Origin of the sequence: Actinoplanes sp. NPDC089786, assembly GCF_040684855.1 — a bacterium.
GTDB lineage: Bacteria > Actinomycetota > Actinomycetes > Mycobacteriales > Micromonosporaceae > Actinoplanes.
This window is the reverse complement of record NZ_JBFBGU010000003.1, coordinates 452,850-469,549: the sequence shown is the minus strand read 5'-3', so window position 1 is coordinate 469,549 and position 16,700 is coordinate 452,850. Positions and strand designations below refer to the sequence as shown.

15 protein-coding genes are annotated in these 16,700 nt (G+C 71.6%); 4 read left to right on the top strand and 11 right to left on the bottom strand.

Annotated elements, in window-relative coordinates; translation table 11 throughout:
• The first annotated feature begins 7 nt into the window (after positions 1-7).
• Entirely contained in the window at positions 8-1,825 is a 1,818-nt protein-coding gene (locus tag AB0O15_RS16105; RefSeq protein WP_364318906.1) for a WD40 repeat domain-containing protein, read from the top strand.
• Here AB0O15_RS16105 and AB0O15_RS16100 read toward each other — a convergent pair.
• Positions 1,809-2,171, bottom strand: a complete 363-nt coding sequence (locus tag AB0O15_RS16100) for a DUF3499 domain-containing protein (protein ID WP_364318904.1) — start codon at positions 2,169-2,171, stop codon at positions 1,809-1,811. The genes AB0O15_RS16105 and AB0O15_RS16100 overlap by 17 nt on opposite strands.
• A gap of 292 nt (positions 2,172-2,463) precedes the next feature.
• Here AB0O15_RS16100 and AB0O15_RS16095 point away from each other — a divergent pair, with 292 nt between their 5' ends.
• Positions 2,464-2,829, top strand: a complete 366-nt coding sequence (locus AB0O15_RS16095; RefSeq protein ID WP_364319053.1) for a metallopeptidase family protein — start codon at positions 2,464-2,466, stop codon at positions 2,827-2,829.
• A gap of 38 nt (positions 2,830-2,867) precedes the next feature.
• Here the strand turns inward: AB0O15_RS16095 and AB0O15_RS16090 are convergent, their stop codons facing one another.
• From AB0O15_RS16090 to cofD, 6 genes are all read right to left on the bottom strand, one after another.
• Positions 2,868-3,125: a WhiB family transcriptional regulator gene (locus tag AB0O15_RS16090; RefSeq protein WP_285690347.1), complete on the bottom strand. Its 258-nt coding sequence runs from the start codon at positions 3,123-3,125 to the stop codon at positions 2,868-2,870.
• A 281-nt stretch (positions 3,126-3,406) separates the two neighbouring features.
• Entirely contained in the window at positions 3,407-5,890 is a 2,484-nt protein-coding gene (locus AB0O15_RS16085; protein WP_364318902.1) for a bifunctional FO biosynthesis protein CofGH, read from the bottom strand.
• A gap of 26 nt (positions 5,891-5,916) precedes the next feature.
• Positions 5,917-6,471: an NUDIX domain-containing protein gene (locus tag AB0O15_RS16080; protein ID WP_364318900.1), complete on the bottom strand. Its 555-nt coding sequence runs from the start codon at positions 6,469-6,471 to the stop codon at positions 5,917-5,919.
• Complete coding sequence (locus tag AB0O15_RS16075) at positions 6,468-7,709, bottom strand: saccharopine dehydrogenase NADP-binding domain-containing protein (RefSeq protein ID WP_364318898.1); 1,242 nt, start codon at positions 7,707-7,709, stop codon at positions 6,468-6,470. The genes AB0O15_RS16080 and AB0O15_RS16075 overlap by 4 nt, the downstream gene beginning before the upstream one ends.
• A gap of 57 nt (positions 7,710-7,766) precedes the next feature.
• On the bottom strand, positions 7,767-8,834 hold the full coding sequence (locus tag AB0O15_RS16070) for a coenzyme F420-0:L-glutamate ligase (RefSeq protein ID WP_364318896.1): 1,068 nt from the start codon (positions 8,832-8,834) through the stop codon (positions 7,767-7,769).
• Between the two features lie 2 nt (positions 8,835-8,836).
• Positions 8,837-9,781, bottom strand: a complete 945-nt coding sequence (cofD, locus tag AB0O15_RS16065; protein WP_364318894.1) for a 2-phospho-L-lactate transferase — start codon at positions 9,779-9,781, stop codon at positions 8,837-8,839.
• A 100-nt stretch (positions 9,782-9,881) separates the two neighbouring features.
• On the opposite strand from cofD, the gene AB0O15_RS16060 reads away from it, so the two are divergent.
• Positions 9,882-10,976, top strand: coding sequence for a hypothetical protein (locus tag AB0O15_RS16060; RefSeq protein ID WP_364318892.1), 1,095 nt, complete (start codon positions 9,882-9,884; stop codon positions 10,974-10,976).
• 113 nt (positions 10,977-11,089) lie between these two features.
• Here AB0O15_RS16060 and AB0O15_RS16055 read toward each other — a convergent pair whose 3' ends face one another.
• The 3 genes from AB0O15_RS16055 to AB0O15_RS16045 all read right to left on the bottom strand — a co-directional run bounded on the left by AB0O15_RS16055 (position 11,090) and on the right by AB0O15_RS16045 (position 13,900).
• The gene (locus AB0O15_RS16055) at positions 11,090-11,470 is read right to left on the bottom strand and encodes a DUF1304 domain-containing protein (RefSeq protein WP_364318891.1); all 381 of its coding nucleotides are present in this window, start codon (positions 11,468-11,470) and stop codon (positions 11,090-11,092) included.
• Positions 11,471-11,604: 134 nt separating this feature from the next.
• Positions 11,605-12,720, bottom strand: a complete 1,116-nt coding sequence (locus AB0O15_RS16050) for a mannose-1-phosphate guanylyltransferase (protein WP_364318889.1) — start codon at positions 12,718-12,720, stop codon at positions 11,605-11,607.
• Positions 12,721-12,745: 25 nt separating this feature from the next.
• Positions 12,746-13,900, bottom strand: a complete 1,155-nt coding sequence (locus tag AB0O15_RS16045) for a glycosyltransferase family 1 protein (protein WP_364318888.1) — start codon at positions 13,898-13,900, stop codon at positions 12,746-12,748.
• Between the two features lie 170 nt (positions 13,901-14,070).
• Between AB0O15_RS16045 and AB0O15_RS16040 the strand changes: the two genes are divergently transcribed.
• Complete coding sequence (locus AB0O15_RS16040; protein ID WP_364318886.1) at positions 14,071-14,799, top strand: TIGR03089 family protein; 729 nt, start codon at positions 14,071-14,073, stop codon at positions 14,797-14,799.
• Here AB0O15_RS16040 and AB0O15_RS16035 read toward each other — a convergent pair.
• On the bottom strand, positions 14,782-16,698 hold the full coding sequence (locus AB0O15_RS16035) for an acetoacetate--CoA ligase (protein ID WP_364318884.1): 1,917 nt from the start codon (positions 16,696-16,698) through the stop codon (positions 14,782-14,784). The genes AB0O15_RS16040 and AB0O15_RS16035 overlap by 18 nt on opposite strands.
• Between the last annotated feature and the right edge of the window lie 2 nt (positions 16,699-16,700).

Sequence of the window (16,700 nt, the reverse complement as noted above, 5' to 3'; positions counted from 1 at the left end):
CGTCCGCATGTTTGTGCGGTGGACCACGGCCGGGGACGACCCGCGGCTGCTCCGGCTCTTCCCGGCGACGTTCACGGTGGCGGTGGCGGCCACCGCCGTGGACGGCGTCCCGGTCCTGGTCACCACGTCCGACGACGTGGTCGAGGAGGACGACGCCGAGACCGTTCTGCAGATCTGGCACGCCGGGACCGGCGAGCTGCTTCGGGAGGTTCCGGGGGTGGGCGGCGACTCGCTGGTCGTCACCGAGCTCGACCGGCGACCGGTCGCGGTGACCTGCGGCTGGAGCGACACGCCGTGGCTGGTCGACCTGCTCACCGGCTCGGCGACGCCGCTGCCGGGCGCCGGTGACGTCGTGCAGGGCCTGGCCATCGCGGGCCTCGAGGGCGGGCCCGCGCTGGTCACGGCCGATCTGCGCGGTCAGGTACGGGTGGTCGATCTGGCCGCCCGCGAGACGGTACGGGTCCTCGACGCCGGCGGCGACCGGCTGAACGCGGTGGCGGTCCTCTCCTGGGACGGCCACCTGGCCGCGTTCGGGGCCGGCGACGCCCTGCACGCCTGGGACCTGCATACCGGCTCACCGATCGCCACGCCCCCGATCAGCGGCCGCGCCTGCGCGCTGGCGACCTGGCCGGACGTGCCCGATCGGCTGGCCGTGCTGGGCATGGACGGGACCGTGGAGATCGCCGGCCGGGCCGTGCTCGGCGTGCCCTGGCGGCGCTGGGCCACCCACCTCGCCGGGCTCGTCACCCCGGACGGCCGGCGGTTGCTGGCCATCGCCGACGACGAGGCCGTGACGCTCTGGGACGTCGAGGCCGACCGTGCGGCCGGTCCGGTGCTGGCCGGGCCGACCGGCTGGGCCGACGTCCGCCCGGGCGAGCCTGGCGAGGTGATCACCGCGTCGCCCGAGGACCGGGCCGTGGCCGTGTGGGCGGCCGGCGCCGACCTGCCGCCGATCGGGCACGGCGCCACGAGCACGATCACCGCCCTCACGCTGAGCCCCGACGGCCGGGTGATCGCCGGAGCATCGGACGGGACGGTCGCCGCCTGGTCCCTGGCCGACGGCTCGTTCTTGTCGGCTGAGGACGGCGCGGTGCACGGCCCGGTGCGGGCGGTGGCCACGGTCGAGGTGGACGGGCGGATCGAGGTGCTGGCCGGCGGCGGCGACGTCAACGGCTCGCCGGACGACGTCCTGCATCGCTTGCCCCTCTCCGACGGCGTTGTCGACGGCGTCATCGCCGATCAGGGCGGTGAGATCAGGGTGATCGCCATGCTGGGCACGACCGCGTACACGGCCGGGTGCGACCGGACCATCGCCCGGATCGACCTCGTGACCGGCACGCGCACCTCGGTGATCCCGGGCGACAACCACGCCAGCGGCATCGCGATCCGGGGCGGGCGCGCGGCGGTCAGCCGCTTCCCGGGTCCGTTCCAGCTCTGGGATCTGGCCGCCGACCGGCCGATCCCGACCGCGGCCGTCGACTCGGCCGAGTTCGGCGAGCGGGTCGTCGGGTGGTGCGGCGACGGCCGGGTGGTGGTCGCCCTCGACGATCAGGCTCGGGTACGCGACCTGAGCACCGGCGAGACCACGGCACTGGACGAGGGCGGCGACGGCCGGATCACGGCGATCGCGAGCAGCGACACGCTCGTGGCGATCGCGCGGGCGGATTGCTCGCTGTCAGTCGTGGACCCATCGTCCGGCGACGTGACCGAGGCTCTCACGTTGGCCTACCCGGCGACCGCGCTGGCCTGGACGCAAGAGGGTGACCTGATCGCCGGCGTCCGCCGGGACCTGGTGCGGTGGGGGCTCTCTAACCCGGCGGGATGACCCGCAGGTGGCCGCGGCGGCCGGTCTGCTGGCCGGGCATGTGGTCGTGCTCGTCGGGGCGGGGCGGGGGCGCCGGGCGGGCCGCTTCGCGAACCGCGTCGGCCAGGGCGACGAGGTCGTCGGTGGTGGGCGGGGGCGGGGCGAACTCGCCGTCGTGGCGGACGAGTTCCCAGCCTCGGGGGGCGGTGAGGCTGCGCGCGTGGGGTTCACAGAGGTCGTACGTGTGGGGTTCGGCGAAGGCCGCGAGCGGCCCGACCACGGCGGTGGAATCGTTGTAGACGTAGGTCAAGGTGGCGACGGCCTGTCGAGGACAGCCGTTTCGGGAGCAGCGCCGTGGGGACCTCACGGCGGCACGTTATCTCCCCCGAGACGCCGGAAGTCGCGACACGCCGTACCACCATGCATCACGATTCGGCCATGACCGGGCGACACGCCGCCCCTTATAGGCGAATTCGTCGCGAAGAAACTCCATGCGACCAGCAAGAGCGCTAGATCGGCGGCGACCGGACTAGAGTTCACACGTGACCACCAGCCCCGACCGCCGCCGGACCGCCGAACCGGGCCGCGCGGCACGCTCCGCCGGGCCGGGCCGTCCCGCCCGCCGCGACCGGCACGGCCGTGGTCTGCGGGGCCGGCTCGTGCCCGCCACCGTGCCGCTGGCCCGCACCAAGGCCGAGATCTTCGACGACCTGGTGCTCGACACCGTCGAGGCGCTCGAGCGGCGCTATGCCAAGGAGCTGGCCGGCGTCGAGTTCGCGGTCGAGGATGTGCCGCCGGAACTCAACGTCTACGACTCCGACGTGTTGGAGGACGGCGAGGTCCCACTGGCCCGGCTGCTGCCGGGCCGGCCCGGTCGCCAGGAACTGCCACCGCGGATCGTGCTCTACCGCCGACCGCTGGAGTTCCGGGCGATGGATCGTGAAGACCTCGCCGACCTCGTCCACGATGTGATCATCGAGCAGGTCGCCAACCTGCTCGGCGTCGATCCCGACGAGCTCGCCTAGCGCGCCCACCGCGCCCACTATTCGGGGGCGTGTGGCCGCTAGGCCACCCGGCGCTTCAACTTGCGGCGTTCCCGCTCCGACAGCCCACCCCAGATGCCGAAGCGTTCGTCGTGCCCCAGTGCGTACTCGAGGCACTCGCCCTTGACGTCACAGCGACCGCAGATCCGCTTCGCCTCGCGGGTCGAGCCGCCCTTCTCCGGGAAGAAGGCCTCCGGATCGGTCTGCGAGCACAGCGCCCGCTCCTGCCATTCGGGTGCGTCCCCGAGCAGGTCGACCCCTTCCACCTGCGCTTCCATCGGCGTGCCTCCAATTCCTGCGCCGAGCGTCAACCCGGCGCGACCCCCCACGCACGCGGCGTGTTCTTGCGGGCGGGACGCGGCTCGCGCCGCCCTCCCCCGCAACCCCACCCGAAATTACACGCGTGTAATGCGTGCGTCGTCAAGCCGAACCTGATAAATAGGCCCGTTTCCCCGAGGCGTCCGCACACCTCGTGGTCCCGTTCCAGCCCTATCTGTCAGAGCCGCGCCTTGGTAACGCCGACGCGGCGCGTCCCGTCCGATTTTACCCAATTTGTGACTTAGCGTCGCCCGTACACCGTCGTTCGTTCCACCGCCGGGCGACCAACGGTCGCCGCGAGCTCCTTCAACTGGGCGACGGTGCGCGCCGAGCCGTGCTCCGAGCCGGCCATCCGGGAGATGGTCTCCTCCATCAGGGTGCCGCCGAGATCGTTGCAACCGCCGTTGAGCATCTGGCGGGTGCCGTCGTCGCCCAGCTTCACCCAGGAGCACTGGATGTTGTCGATCCGGCCGTGCAGCAGCAGCCGGGCCATCGCGTGCACCACCCGGTTCTCCCGCGGCGTCGGGCCCGGGCGGGCGATGCCGGCCAGGTAGATCGGTGCGTTCGTGTGGATGAAGGGCAGGGCCACGAACTCGGTCAGGCCGCCGGTCTCGTCCTGGATGCGGGACAGCACCCGGAAATGGCCCAGCCACTGGCGCGGGTGGTCGACGTGGCCGTACATCATCGTCGAGCTGGACCGGATGCCGACCTGATGGGCGGTGGTCACCACGTCGACCCAGGCCGCCGCGGGCAGCTTGCCCTTGGTCAGCACCCAGCGCACGTCGTCGTCGAGGATCTCGGCCGCGGTGCCCGGGATGGTGTCGAGGCCCGCCTCCTTGAGGGCGGTCAGCCACTCGCGCACCGAGACGCCGGCCTTGGCCGCCCCGGTCACGATCTCCATCGGCGAGTACGCGTGGACGTGCATCCCCGGCACCCGCTCCTTCACCGCGCGCACCAGGTCGGCGTACGCGGTGACCGGCATCTTGGGGTCGATGCCGCCCTGCATACAGACCTCGGAGGCGCCGTCCCGCCACGCCTCCTCGGCCCGGTCGGCGACCTGCGACACGGACAGCCGGTAGGCGTCGGCGTCTCGCTCGCGCTGGGCGAACGCGCAGAACCGGCAGCCCACGTAGCAGACGTTGGAGAAGTTGATGTTCCGGTTCACCACGTACGTGATGTCGTCGCCGTTGACGTCGCGGCGCACGTCGTCGGCCAGCCGGGCCAGCTCGTCGAGCGCCGAGCCATCCGCGTTGAACAGGGCCAGGGCCTTGTCCTCGTTGGCCTCCAGCAGCAGCGCGGCCGGGTCTTCGGCGGCCAGCTTGAGGCCGGCCAGCACGTCGGTCGGCAGCTTGGGCGCCACGGCGACGTGGGCCGCCACTTCGTCCCAGTCGCCGTAGACGCTGTCGAAGTCGCCGCGCCGGTCGCCGGTCCGGCCCTCGGTGTCGATGGTCTCGAACAGGTCGGTCCGGCCGGTTCCGTACGCGTCGTCCGGCTCCTGCCACGGAAGACCGACCGGCATCGCCTCTTCGTTCGCCAGCCCGTCGGGGCCGGCCAGCGCCGCCACGTGCGCGGCCAGGCGAGGATCGAGCCAGTTCTCTCCTCTTCGGACGTACTCCGGGTAGATCGTCAAGCGCTCCCGAAGGATGAACCCGGACTTTTCCGACAGCTCACGCAGGTGGTCGATGGCCGGCCACGGCCGCTCCGGGTTCACGTGATCGGGGGTGACCGGGGAAACGCCGCCCCAGTCGTCGATACCGGCGCGGAGGAGCAGATCGAACTCGGCGTCGATGAGGTTGGGCGGCGCCTGGATGCGGGCCCGCGGCCCCAGGATGATCCGCGAGACGGCGACCGTGGCGGCCAGCTCGCGCAACTCGGCGTCGGGCATCCCGCGCATCGCCGTGTCGGGCTTGGCGCGGAAGTTCTGGATGATCACCTCTTGGATGTGCCCGTACTCGCGGGCCGTCCGGCGCATCGCGAAGATGGCGTCGACCCGCTCGGCCGGCGTCTCCCCGATGCCGATCAGGATGCCGGTGGTGAACGGCACGCCCACCCGGCCGGCGTCGTCGAGCACCCGCAGGCGGACCGCGGGCTCCTTGTCGGGCGAGCCGAAATGGGGCTGGCCCTTCTCGGACCAGAGCCGGGTCGCGGTCGTCTCCAGCATCATGCCCATGCTCGGCGCGACCGGCTTCAGGCGCTGGAGGTCGGCCCAGCTCAGCACGCCGGGATTCAGGTGGGGAAGCAGACCGGTCTCCTCGAGCACCGCGATCGCGGACGCCCGCACATAGTCCAGGGTGGAGTCGTAGCCGCGCTCGTCCAGCCACTGCCGGGCCGCGTCCCACCGCTCCTCGGGCCGGTCGCCCAGCGTGAAGAGCGCCTCCTTGCAGCCCTGGGCCGCACCCTCGCGGGCGATCGCCAGCACCTCGTCGCGCTCCAGGAACGCGGCCGGCAGGCGGTGGGGCACGGTCGCGAACGTGCAGTAGTGACAGCGGTCCCGGCACAGGCGGGTCAGCGGGATGAAGACCTTCTTGGAGTACGTGACGACACCCGGCCGCCCCGCCTCCCGCAGTCCCGCGTCACGCACCCCGCCCGCGATCGTCAGCAGTTCGTCGAACTGCTCCCCGGCGGCGGCCAGCAACGCCTCAGCCTCGCCCGGGTCGATCGCCTTGCCGTCCGACGCCCGGCGCAGGGCACGGCGAACACTTGCCTCGGTAACCTCAGTCACCAATGCAGCCTAGGTCGTATCGGTCGCGATCATGAGTGACGGGCGACACGTGTCAGCGCCGCCTCGATCTGCCCGGTCACGCCGTCGGCCAGCGGGCTGGGCAGCGCGCCCGGGTGGAACCAGCCCAGGGCGGCCGACTCGTCGCTGATCCGCTCGACCGCGCCGGGCGGGGCGATGGCGAGGAAGCGTACGTCGAAATGACGGGTCTGCCCGGTGGGCCGGCACGGCACCGGGTGGATGTCCAGGTCGATCGGGACCGGATCGAACACCAGGTCGGGGATGCCGGACTCCTCGCGCGCCTCGCGGGCGGCCGCCGCCACCAGCGAATCGTCCCCCGGCTCGCAGTGGCCGCCGACCTGCATCCACATGTTCAGCCGGCCGTGCAGGCAGAGCAGCAGGCGGCGGTGCTCGGCTGAAGCTCCGCCATCCGCCAGGATCATCGTGCTGGCCGTGACATGGCCGGGAGCGTGCCGACGGGTCATCGCGACCGGGCCGGCCGCCAGCAGGTCGAGCGTCTCCCGGCCGGCCGGCGTCTGGTCCCAGCCCCGCAACACCCGGACGGCGTCCTCGTACAGCGCGGTCATGCCAGCTTCTTCGCCGAGATCTCGACGCCGGTCGCGCGCAGCCGGTCGACCAGCACGTCGCCCAGCGCCGTGGCCGGGGTGAGCACGCCGCCGTCGGACGGGGGCAGCTTGTCGCGGTCCAGCACCAGCGCCAGGGCCGACTCGCCGAGCATGACCGCGGTGGCCGCGTACCCCGGATCGCCCTTGGCCCGGAACCGGGACCGGTAGCGCGCGCCGGTCGTGGTCGTGGTGAAGATGTCCATCGTGAAGTGACCGTTGCGGCGGGTCTTCTCGTCCGGCCCGGAGCCCGGCTTGGGCAGCACCCGGTCGAGCACGAACCGGGTCGGCGGCAGCGACAGACCGGCCAGCAGCGCACCGAGCCCCACCTTCAGGCCGGCCGCGATGATCGGCGCGGCGGGCGAGGTGCCGGTGCTCTGCGCCTCGCGGTAGCGGAACGAGCGGCCGTACGCCCAGCCGCGCAACGCGTTGCTGCGCCGCACCACCCGGCTGTTGTACGACGCCATCATGAACGGCCCCACATGCCCGCTCAGCGACCGGTCGACCGCCCGGCCCGGCATCGAGACCGCGTCCTCCTGCCGGCCCAGCTCCGGCTCGGCCTTGCGATCCGGGCTCAGCGAGTACGCGCTGGCCGCCACCCGCCGCAGGTCACGATCGGCGCGCAGGACATCCACCTGGGTCCGCATCGAGTCGATGGTGCCGCCGCTGAACCCGCCCCGCAGGCTGGTCACGACCAGCGTGGTGTCGGTCAGCTGCCCGGCGTCGTCACCGCGCACCAGCTGATGCAGCACGTGCACGCCCAGGTCGGACGGGATCGAGTCGAAGCCGCACGAGTGCACGATGCGGGCGCCGGTGGACCGGGACATCTCCTCGTTGTCGTCGATGCTCTGCCGGTGGAAGGCGACCTCGCCGGTCAGGTCGACATAGTCGGTGCCGGCCGCGGCGCACGCCCGGACCAGGGTCCGGCCATGCTTGAGGTACGGGCCCACGGTCGTCGCCACCACCTGGGCCGAGGCGGCCAGCTTGGCCATCGCGATCTCGTCGTCGGCCGCGGCCACGATCAGCGGCCAGTCGACGCCCAGCCGGCCACGGAGCTGCTCCAGCTTCTCCCGCGACCGGCCGCCCAGGGCGATCCGCACCCCGTCCGGCCCGTGATCGGCGAGATACGCGGCGACCAGCGCACCCACGAACCCGGTGGCGCCGTAGACGACAAGGTCGTGATCACGCTCATGATCGGTCATGGGAACCGATTGTGCTGGATCGGTCGCGAGGAGGCAGCGCGGGGCCCTTATCCGGCTCTATCCGGCGTCGTGCGGCTCGACCTTTCCGGCGTCGTGCGGCTCGATCACCACGCCGTCCTCGCCGGTGCGCACGCTCGACGCCACGCCCTCGGCGGCCAGCGCCGCGCGTACCCGATGGATGTCGATCCCCAGCGCGACCCACCCGGCGGGCGACCTCTCCGCCGGCGTCAGCCGAATCCCCCTGGCCGTGACCTCCGCCTCGACCAGTTCCGCCACCGTGGCCAACGCCCGTTCCACCGCCGCCCCAGGTCGCGCCGCAACCGGACCGTCCTGGCTCTGCGCACTCATACGCACCGCCCCGCCGCCCGGCAGCGTGGCCGCCGCGCGCAGGCCCTCGGCCCGGGCCTCGGCCGTGCCCAGCGAGAACATGTCGCTCGCCGCGTCGCGCAGCAGCGTGACCGCGCCCGGCGTCTCGGCCTCGCCCACGCCCGGGTAGCCGCGCACCACCGCCACCGGCACCCCGTCACACTTGCCCTTGACCAGCTCGCCCGCCGCCGCCAGCTCGTCGATCACGGCCATCTCGGTGAGCTGGAGCTCATTGCCGTACGGATCGATCTCGCCCTTGTGGTCGCGCAGCGGAGCGATCCCGGCGGCGCCCAGCGCGACGTCGGTCAGCCCGAGCCGCCAGGCGCGGCCCATCGTGTCCGAGACGATCACACCGACCCGCAGCCCCCGCCCGGCCAGCGCCGCCCGCAACGCCCGGGCCGACGCGTCCGGATCGGCCGGGAGCAGCACCAGGTGGGTCTTGTCGACGTTCGAGGCGTCGATGCCGGCCGCGGCCATCACAAACCCGTGGTGGGTCTGCACGATCGCCGTCGGCCCCCGCCGCGCCACCACCCGGCTGGTCTCGCCGGCCAGGATCTCCTGCCGGGCCGCCTCACGCTCGGGGCCGTCGGCCGGGACGTCGACCAGCCGGCCCTCCGCCTTCGACACGATCTTGCTGGTCACCACCAGCACGTCGCCGTCCCGCAGCCACGGCGCGGCGGCGGTGATCAGCTCGGCCAGGTCGTCGCCCGCGGTCACGTCACCGATCCCGCGGACCGGCAGAACCTCCAGGCCCTCCATGGTCACCTCACGTCGGCCAGGGTGATTGCTTCCGCAACCATCTTGGCCGTGGCTTCCTCGTCCGTCATCCACAACGGCACCGCGCGGGTGGTGACACCTGGCACATCTTTATTCGTCTCGGTCGAATCGACCAGCCAGCCGTCGAGCAGATCGGCTCCGTAGAGCGCGCCGACGCCGCTCGCCGTGACCTCAACACCCAGCGTGGCCAGGCACTTGTCGGCCATTCCGCGCACCGGCGAGCCCCCGATGATCGGCGACACCCCGACCACCGGCGCCGGGCCGCCGGCCACCGCCTCCCGGATGCCGGGCACGGCCAGGATCGGCGCGATGCTCACCACCGGGTTGCTCGGGGCCAGCAGCACCACGTCGGCCTTCTCGATCGCCTCGAGGACGCCCGGAGCCGGCTGGGCCGCGTCGGCGCCCACGAAGACGAACCGGTGCGTCGGCACGTCACCGCGGTAACGCACCCACCACTCCTGGAAGTGGATCGCCTTGCGCTCGCCCTCCACGTCCACCACGACATGGGTCTCGAGCCGGTCGTCGGTGGCCGGCAGCAGCGTGACGCCCGGCTGCCAGCGGTCGCAGAGCGCGGCGGTGACCTGGGACAGCGGGAAGCCGGCGGTCAGCATCTGGGTGCGTACCAGATGGGTCCCGATGTCCTTGTCGCCCAGCCCGAACCAGGTCGGCTCGGCGCCGTAGGCCGCCAGCTCCTCCTTGACCGCCCAGGACTCGCCGACCCGGCCCCAGCCGCGCTCCGGGTCGTGCGCCCCGCCCAGCGTGTACATGACGCTGTCCAGGTCGGGGCAGATCTGCAGGCCGTGCATGCGCACGTCGTCACCCACGTTGACCACGGCGGTGACGTCGGCTTTGTTTTCTCCCGCGTACGCCCGTACGCCGGCCAGGAAACGCGCGCCGCCGATGCCGCCGGTCAGGACCGTGATCCGCATGAGTTCATCCTCGCGCACCTGTGGTTACCGGGCCTCCCTGGCCCCTTACGACTACGCTAGGCCGACCCGTCGGACCGATCACTCAACGAGGAGACCCACCGTGACCAGCCAACCGGAGACCCGCTCGGTTCTCCAGCTGCTCCGGCCGCTGCGCGACATCGCCGCCTGGGCCCTGGTGGGGTTGCCGGCCGTCCTGATCTTCGTGTCGATCATCGACCTCATCCCGTTCGGCGACGGCGACACGTTCACCACCCGGACACAGGCCAGCTTCTACGACTTCATCAACCTGGCCACGATCTTCCTCCCGCTGGCCGCCGTGCTGCTCGCGCTGCTCGTCGAGCCCCGCCACCCCAAGGCGCAGCTGATCACGATCATCGCCCTGGCCGAGTACGCTGCGGCCGCCTTCTTCGGGGTGATCTTCGGCTTCCTCGTCGGTCTGATCAACATCGCCGGCTTCAGCGTGCAGAGCGCCCTCCAGGAGCTACTCGCCCGCGCCGCGTGGCTGGGCCTGCTGGCCGTGGCCGGCTGGGCCATGTACAACGTCTGGCGCGGCCTCTTCCACGTGGCCAAGCCCAAACCCCAGCCCGGCATGTACGGCCAGCCGGCCTACGGCGTGCCCGGCACCTACCCCGGCCAGCCCGGCTACGGCCAGGCGCCCGGCCCCTACCACCCCGGCCAGCCGACCCAGCCCCAGCCCGGTCAGCCCCAGCCGACGTGGAACCAGCAGCCGCCCTCCCATGGCCAGCCGCCGGCTGGTTACGGCCAGCCTCCGGCGTGGGGGCAGCCGTCCTCCGGGCCTCCCGCCCCTGGCACGTATGGCGGCCCGCCCGTGTCCGGCGCTCCCGGCTCCTTCCCTCCGCCGAGCAGCGCCCCGCCGTCGCCCTTCAACCCGCCGGCCAGTGGTGGGCCGTCCTTCCCGCCACCGTCCAGCGGTGGGCCGTCCTTCCCGCCACCGTCCAGCGGTGGGCCGTCCTTCCCGCCGCCGCCGCCGGCGCCCGGCCAGGCCTTCGCCGAGCCGACCCAGGCGGTCCCGCGCCCCGGCCAGTCCCCGGGGTCCTACGGCCAGCCGACGTCATCCCCGCCGGCCCCGCAGTCTCCGGCCGCCCCCGACCCGTCCTCCGACGACCGCACTCAGATCGTCGGCAACGACCGCCCCGGCTTCGGCCCCGCCAACCAGGAGCCGCCCCGCTCCTGACCACGGCGCCCAGGGCGCATCCGACAGACGAAACCGCGAGCCCGGCCGGAACCATCCGGCCGGGCTCGCGCCATCCCACGGCCTCCGCGCCGATCGCACGGCCGCCAGGCCTTTCAGAGGACCGTTGTCAGGATCACGATCAGAGGGGCCGCGCCCTGCAGCGCGACGCTTCGGAGGCGGGACCGGCGTGGGTCGGAGACGAACAGGACGATGGAGGCCAGGAACATGGCGGCGCACCCGAAGAGGGCCAGCGCCCGGCCGGTCGGCTCGTCGCCGGTGTGCAGGAGGATCACGCCGGCGATGGTGCCCGCGGCCAGGAAGAGGTTGTAGAAGCCCATGTTGAAGGCCCACGACCGGACCGCGTCGGCGTTCTCGGGGCGGACCAGGAAGGCGCGCTGCACGAAGGGCCGGCGGAACAGGACGCTTTCCAGCATGAAGAAGACGACGTGGAGCAAACCGGCGATGAGGGCGAAGACCTGTGCGACCGCGTTCATGACCACATCAGATCAGATACCACTCACGCAGAACGAAGGGTGCGCGGCTCCGTTCTGGCCGCGCCAGCGGCCTGGAGCCTCGCGCCCGGCCTCGGCGTGAGCGACGGTCAGCACCACCCACCCGGCTACGACATCTAGATGTATCCGAGTTCGCCCAGTTCCTTGAGCTCGTCGACGATGTGTTTCACCTCTTGGGCGCGGTCGCGGGGGCAGACCAGCACCACGTCGGGCGTGTCCACGATGATCAGGTCGGTGACGCCGAGCGCGGCCACCAGGCGGCCGGAGTTCGGGACCACGACCAGGCCCTGGGTCTCGCGGAGGAGGACGCCGGGCTTGGCCAGGCTCTCCTTGCCCAGCACGACGTTGCCGTTGGTGTCGGCGGCCAGCACCTCGCCCAGGGTGTGGAAGTCGCCGACGTCGTTCCAGCCGAAGTCGCCGGGTACGGTGCCGACCCGGCCGACGGCGGCCGCGCCCTCCATCACGGCGTAGTCGACCGAGATGCGTGGGAGCGTGGGCCAGACCTCGCCGAGGACCTCCTCGCGGCGTGGCGTCTCCCAGTCCTGGGCGATGCGGCTGATGCCGGCGTGCAGTTGTGGCTGCTGGCGAGCCAGTTCGGCCAGGAAGACGTCGACCTGCCAGACGAACATGCCCGCGTTCCAGAGATAATTGCCCTGCTTGAGGTACGCCTCGGCGACCTCGTACGACGGCTTCTCCTTGAACTCCTCGACCCCGAGCACGGGCCCGTCGTCGACGACGGCGCCGCATTGGAGGTAGCCGTAGCCGGTCTCGGGGCGGGTCGGCGTGATGCCCAGCGTCATCAGCAGGCCCTGCCGGGCGCCGACCATCGCCTGCCGGACGACGTCGATGAAGCTCGGGTTGTCGGCGATCAGATGGTCGGCGGCGAACGAACCCATGATCGCCGAGGGGTCACGTCGCGCGATGACGGCGGCGGCCAGGGCGATCGCCGCACACGAGTCGCGTGGTGACGGCTCGACCAGGATGTTCTGCACCGGCACGGTGGTCAGTTGCCGGGACACCGCCGCGGCGTGCGAGACCCCGGTGACCACATAGATGTCGGCCGGCGGGACCAGCGGGGCCAGCCGGTCCACGGTGGCCTGGAGCAGTGACGCTTCGGTGCCGGTGAGCGGGTGGAGGAACTTGGGGTGACCGGCGCGCGACAGCGGCCACAGTCGGGTCCCGCTGCCTCCAGCCGGGATCACGGCGAAGAGGCCGTCACGTTGGTCGGTCATGCGCACCGATAGTAATGATGGTTGGTCATGACTGACTGGCCGACACCCGGTTCCACGTGTTGACGTGCACGTCGGCACTGGAGGCCCAGGTGAACTCCTTCGCACGGTCAGCGCCCGCCTTCGCCAGGGTCGTCCGGCGGGGCTCGTCCTGCAGGAGGTCGGCCAGGTCGGTGGCGATCCGATCAGGATCTTCCGTGGTGTACGCCACCGCGTCGCCGCCGACCTCGGGCAGGGACAGGCGCGGCGTGGTCAGCACCGGGGTGGCACAGGCCATCGCCTCGAGGATGGGCAGACCGAAGCCCTCGCCGAAGGACGGGTAGCAGGCCACCAGGGCGCCGCCGAGGAAGCCGGGCAGGTCGGCGTAGCGCAGGTAGCCGGGGCGGAGCAGCCGCAGGTGGGACGGCACCTCGGCCACCGCGCGGTCGATGTCGTCGTCGTGGCCCTGCCCGCCGGCCAGCACCAGCGCGGGCGGGCGGGGCCAGTCGGCGACCGCGCGGGCCCAGCCGCGGATCAGGTTGGGCACGTTCTTGCGGGGCTCCTTGGCGCCGAGGAACGCGACGTAGCCGCTGTCGCTCAGGCCGAGCCGGGCCCGGACGCGAGCCTTCTCCTCACCGCTCGGCGCGTGGAAGGCGGCCGGGTCGACGCCGTGGTAGGCCACGTCGATGCGGGTCGGGTCGGCGTCGAGCAGCCGGATCAGCTCGTCGCGGGTGGCCTTGCTGGGCACGATCACCCGGGCGGCGCGGCGCAGCGAGGTCTTGATCGCGCTGCGGAAGAACGTGCGTTTGGTGTTCTCGTAGTGCTCGGGCTCGGTGAAGAACGTCGCGTCGTGGACGGTGACGGTCACCGGGCAGCCGGCGCGCAGCGGGCACGTGTAGAACGGCGAGTGGATCACCCTGGCGCCGACCTGCTGGGCGAGCAGCGGGAGGCCGGTCTGCTCCCACGCCAGCCGGGCCGGGCGGTGGGCGATCGCCGCGGGGCCGGCGATGACCTCGGCTGCGGAGAGCATGCGGCTGTAACGCTCCGCATCCGTCCGCTGGGCGATGACGACGAGATCAAGACGCTCCGGGGTGAGCCGGCCGAGCTCGCCGAGCAGTCCGTCGACGTATCTCCCGACACCTCCGCGATCGGCGGGGACGCTGGTGGCGTCGACGAGCACTCGTGGGGGGCGACCGGCGGTCACGAGGCAACTCCCAAATTTGTCGGCCAAATCACTCGCAAGAGTACGCCCGAAATGCATCACCCGGATGACGGCGGTGGCGCGTCGAGGCAACGGTATGGCCGTTCGGATGACAGCGTTGTCCACGGGTTGGTACGCGATGACGGAGAGTGACACCGCTATCGTCAATGTCGATGACCGACACCTTCTTGGCCGCGTTTGCCGACGCCGTCCGCCGCGATGCCACGGCCCCGCTGATCACCTACTACGACGACCACTCCGGCGAGCGCGTCGAGCTCTCCGGCGCGACGCTCGACAACTGGGTCTCGAAGACCGCGAATCTGCTGGTGGACGGGGTCGGTCTGGGCCAGGGCGACACGGTGGCCGTGGTGCTGCCACCGCATTGGCAGGCTGCGGCGATCACGCTGGGGGCGTTCACCGCCGGCCTGGCCGTCGACCTGGGGTCCGACCCACAACCCGTGGAGGCGGTTTTCACCTCGCTGGAGCTGACCGAGCGGGCGTCGGCGTGGCCGACGTCGGAACGTTACGTCACCGGGTTGCTACCGTTCGCGCTCGGTTTACACACCCCGCCGCCGGGTTTTGTCGACTATCCGACTGAGGTCCGGACGCACGGCGACCACTTCCGCCCGATTCAGCCGGTCCTGGCCAACGACGCCGCGCTGGCCGGTCCGATGGAGATGAGCCACGAAGACCTGGCCGAAGCGGCCACCGCCCGGGCCGAGGAGTTGGGCCTCAAGGCCGGCGACCGGGTGCTGGTCGACGCGTTCGCCCACCCCGACCCGCTGGACTGGCTGTTCGCGCCGATCCAGCGGGGCGCCACGGTCGTGCTCTGCGTCAACCTCGACCCGATCGGCGTCGACCACCGGATGACCACCGAGAAGTGCTCACTGCTGCTGTCGTGACCGGGCGAACTCCTCGAACTCCTGAAGGGACGCCGGGTTCGCCAGCGCGCCCGCCGCGGCGGCCGACGACGCCGGCGTCCCGGTCAGGATCCGCTTGACCGGGACCTCCAGCTTCTTCGCGGACAGGGTGCGGGGCACCGCGCGTACCTGATGGATCTCGTCCGGGACGTGCCGCGGTGACAGCGCCGCACGCAGCTCGCGCCGGATCCGGCCGCGCAGCTCGTCGTCCAGCTCGAGACCCTCGGCGAGCACCACGAAGAGCAGCAGCTCGTCGCCACGCTCGTCCAGGTGCACGACGACCGAGTCGGTGATCGCGTCGATGTTCTCCACCACCGAGTAGAACTCGGCCGTGCCCAGCCGGACGCCGCCCCGGTTCAGCGTCGCGTCCGAACGCCCGGTGATCACGCAGCTGCCGTCCGCGCCGATCGTGATCCAGTCGCCGTGCCGCCAGACGCCCGGGAAGACGTCGAAGTACGCCTCGCGGTAGCGGCTGCCGTCCGTGTCGCCCCAGAAGCCGACCGGCATGCTCGGCATCGGCGCGGTGATCACCAGCTCGCCCAGCTCGCCGATCACCGGATTGCCGGTCGGGTCGTACGCCTCGACCTTGGCCCCGAGCGCACGGCAGGAGATCACCCCCGACACCACGGGCAGCAGCGGCACCCCGCCGACGAAGCCGGTGCACACGTCGGTGCCGCCGGACAGCGACTGGAGCTGCAGATCCTTGCCGACGTGCTGGTACACCCAGTCGAAGCCCTCCGGCGGCAGCGGCGCCCCGGTCGAGCCGACGGCTTTGATCTGATTGGCCGGCACCTCGATTCCCGCCTTGCGACAGGCCATCAGAAAAGGCGCGGACGTCCCGAAATAGGTGACGTCCGGCAGCTCCCACAGGCTCGTCAACGCGGGGTACCCGGGATTGCCGTCGAACATCACGATCGCCGCGCCCACCGCCGGGGCGCTGACCAGGAAGTTCCACATCATCCAGCCGGTCGTGGTGAACCAGAAGAAGCGGTCCCCCGGGCTCAGGTCGTGATGCAGGGCCAACATCTTGAGGTGTTCCAGCAGGATGCCGCCGTGCCCGTGGACGATCGGTTTGGGCAGGCCGGTGGTGCCGGAGCTGTAGAGGACGTAGAGCGGGCTGTCGAAGGGCACCGCTTCGTACGCCATCGGTTCGTCTTTCTTCAGCTCCTCGAAATCGCCGCCGCCGTGCAGGTAGCCGATCGTCACCAGGTGTTCGACCGACGGCAGCGCGGCCCGGATCGCGGCCACCTCCTCGCGCCGGTCGATGTCCTTGTCGCCGTACCGGTAGCCGTCCACCGCGACCAGCACCTTCGGCTCGATCTGCCGCCAGCGGTCGGTGACGCTGCGGGTGCCGAACTCCGGGGCGCACGACGAGAAGACCGCGCCGAGGCTGGCCGTGGCCAGGAACAACACGTAGGTCTCGGGGATGTTCGGCGCATAAGCCGCAACTCGGTCACCCTTGCCCACGCCGAGACCTTTCAGCCCCGCCCGGACCCGCCGGACCTCGTCGCGCAACTGCCGGGCCGTGAGGGTGGTCGCGCTCCGGGTCTGCGAGTACGCCCGGACGACCGGATCGTCATCAGCCAGCCCCGGCATCCGCAGAACATGCTCGGCATAGTTCAGCGTCGCCCCCGGGAACCAGCGCGCCCCCGGCATATTTTGATCGCCCAGCGTGGCCGTCGGCTCGTCATGCGCCACGATCGCGAAGTAGTCCCAGATCGACCGCCAGAACCCCGGAAGATCCGACACCGACCACGCATAAAGGTCGCCGTAATCCGAAAAATCCAACCCACGGTCGTCCCGCAGCCACCGAAGGTAATGCCCGATGCGAGCCGTTTCGCGTACGTCAGCCGGAGGACTCCACAACACCGCACCCGTCATGA